The sequence below is a fragment of the Pseudomonas fluorescens genome, assembly GCF_902497625.1.
Taxonomy (GTDB): Bacteria; Pseudomonadota; Gammaproteobacteria; order Pseudomonadales; family Pseudomonadaceae; genus Aquipseudomonas; species Aquipseudomonas fluorescens_BQ.
In genome coordinates this window covers 1-2,886 of sequence record NZ_CABVGX010000099.1, presented here as the reverse complement: position 1 = coordinate 2,886, position 2,886 = coordinate 1, and the positions used below count along the sequence as shown (strand labels likewise).

At 61.1% G+C, this 2,886-nt stretch carries 2 protein-coding genes; both read left to right on the top strand.

Annotation, left to right across the window (positions count from 1 at the left end; translation table 11 throughout):
- Positions 1-329 precede the first annotated feature (329 nt).
- Entirely contained in the window at positions 330-506 is a 177-nt protein-coding gene (locus F8N12_RS27710; RefSeq protein ID WP_191623179.1) for a hypothetical protein, read from the top strand.
- Between the two features lie 75 nt (positions 507-581).
- Positions 582-2,738, top strand: coding sequence for a mechanosensitive ion channel family protein (locus F8N12_RS27285; protein WP_150583118.1), 2,157 nt, complete (start codon positions 582-584; stop codon positions 2,736-2,738).
- Positions 2,739-2,886: the final 148 nt, after the last annotated feature.

Genomic DNA, 2,886 nt, shown 5'->3' with positions numbered 1-2,886 from the left:
CCCGTTGGGCTGCGCAGCAGTCGCCAAGCGAGTAAATGCGAACTGCCTGAAGCTTCACGGTTATTTTGGGGCTGCTGCGCAGCCCAACGGGGGCAAGCCCCCTCACCACAAAAGCCGACTCACCACGGAAGCCCACTCACCACGGAAGCCTACTGGCCACTGAAGCCCCCTCACCACTGAAGCCCCCTCACCACAAAAAGCCCCTTCACCACAGGAGCTTCCTGCCACGGATATTGCGCTTCACTCTTGACGCATTTTCAACCCGTATCACCCAAGCCCGGCAAAACCCACCTAGACTTCCAACACCCCCTCCGACAAGGCAGTCGCCCATGATCTCGCCGCAATCCTTCAACGCCATGCTGATCCCGATCCTCACCGGGATGATCCTGCTGGCGATCGGTTACAACTTCCGCGACAAGAACGCCGGGATCTTCGCGATGTGGATCGGCATGCTCACCATCCTCGGCACCGTGGTGTTCAAGATCCTCGCCAAACTCAACGAATAATCGCCGCCCGGCTCGCATTGATTTTGACGGGCTCGTACACTCGTTCGATCCGCTTACCCCGAGGTTGACCGTCCAGTGTTCGCTCGTTTTCCCGCCCTCCCGTATTTTCTCTTTCTCTGCCTGCTGACGCTGCTACCAATAGCGCCTGCCCAAGCGGTCGGTTTGCCCGGCCTGCTCAACGGCGGCGCCAAGACCCAACCGCAAGCCGAGCAACCCCTGGGGCAATCTCTGGACGAAGTGATCAAATCGCTGGAGAACGATCAGCAACGCACCCAGTTACTGACCGACCTGAAAAAACTGCGTGACGCCACAGCGCAAGCTCAACCGACACCGGAACAAGGTGTGCTCGGCCTGATCGGCGGCACACTGGCCAGTTTCGAGAAGCAGTTCTCCGGGGCGGACAGTCCGCTGACTCGCTGGACGCAGGAATTCAGACTGGCCGAGGACGAGCTCGCAACGCTGATACTGCCGGCCAACGAATGGCTGCCGATCATCTTTGGCTTCGCCATGATCCTGATGGTCTGGAGCCTGCTGGCGGCGGCGCTGATCTGGCTAGGCCACCGGGTGCGGATGCGCTTCGGTCTGACCGAAGAACTGCCGCAGCACCCCAAGGCGCTCGACATGTTGCGCTTTGCGTTGCGCAAGCTCGGACCGTGGCTGATTGCCTTGGTGATCACCGTTTACATGAGTTACGCGCTGCCCTCGTCCCTGGGCAAAAGCCTGGCGATGGTGTTGGCCTATGCGCTGGTGGTAGGAACGTGCTTTTCGGCGATATGCGTGATCGCATTCTCCGTGCTCGACGGTCCGCACCGCCACCGCGCCTTGTACATCCTGCGCCATCAAGCCTTTCGCCCGCTCTGGCTGATTGGCAGTTTCGCCGCCTTCGGTGAGGCCTTGAGCGACCCGCGCCTGGTGACCAGCCTAGGCACTCATCTGGCCCACACTGCTGCGACCATCGCCAACGTGCTGGCAGCCCTGTCGACCGGGCTGTTCATCCTGCGCTTTCGCCGGCCGATCGCGCACCTGATCCGCAACCAGCCGCTGTCCCGGCGCCTGACCCGTCGTGCGCTCAGCGACACGATCGATATTCTCGGGACCTTCTGGTACGTGCCAGCGCTGGTGCTGGTGGCAATCTCGCTGTTCGCCACATTCGTTTCGGCCGGCGACACCAGCACGGCGCTGCGCCAGTCGCTGATCTGCACCGTGCTGCTGGTTTTGTGCATGGTCATCAACGGATTGGTACGCCGCCATTCGCTGCGCCCGCAACGCGGGGTAAAACGCCACGCGCTGTACTCGGATCGCTTGAAAAGCTTCTTCTATACCCTCGCCCACCTATTGGTCTGGCTGGTGTTCGTTGAGCTGGGGTTGCGGGTGTGGGGCATGTCGCTGATCGCTTTTACCGAGGGTGACGGGCATGAGATCAGCGTCAAACTGTTCGGTCTCGCCGGCACACTGATCTTCGCCTGGCTGGTGTGGATTCTGAGTGACACTGCCGTGCACCACGCCCTCACCCGCTCGCGCAAAGGCCTGGCGAATGCCCGCGCGCAGACGATGATGCCGTTGATCCGCAACGTGCTGTTCGTGGCGATTTTCATCATCGCGCTGATCGTCGCGCTGGCCAACATGGGCATGAACGTCACGCCACTGCTCGCCGGTGCCGGTGTAATCGGCCTGGCCATTGGTTTCGGCGCGCAGTCGCTGGTCGCCGACCTGATCACCGGGTTGTTCATCATCATCGAAGATTCTCTGGCCATCGACGATTATGTCGACGTCGGCGGCCACCTCGGTACCGTCGAAGGCCTGACCATCCGCACTGTGCGCCTGCGCGACATCGATGGCATTGTCCACACCATTCCCTTCAGCGAAATCAAAAGCATCAAAAACTACTCACGGGAATTCGGCTACGCGATATTCCGGGTGGCGGTGCCAGCGAACATGGACATCGATAACGCGATCAAACTGATGCGCGAAGTCGGCCAGAAAATGCGCACCGATCCTCTTCAGCGGCGCAACATCTGGTCGCCGCTGGAGATTCAGGGTGTCGAGAGTTTCGAATCAGGCAACGCGATCCTGCGCGCCCGCTTCAAGACTGCACCGATCAAGCAGTGGGAAGTGTCCCGTGCTTTCAACCTGTCGCTGAAACGTCACCTGGACGAAGCAGGCTTTGATTTGGCAACGCCACGCATGAGTGTGCAAGTCGTCACCGCCGGCGGCGGAACGGCTACGGAATAACCCGCTCTCTGCTGCAGCGATTCGTGTAGCAGCTGTCGAGCCTGCGAGGCTGCGTCCGGCGGCGCAGCCGTCGCCAAATCAGGCACCGCGTTTTCGCAGATAGACCGCGCATGCCGGCTTTACGACGGCTGCGCCGCCGGACGCAGCC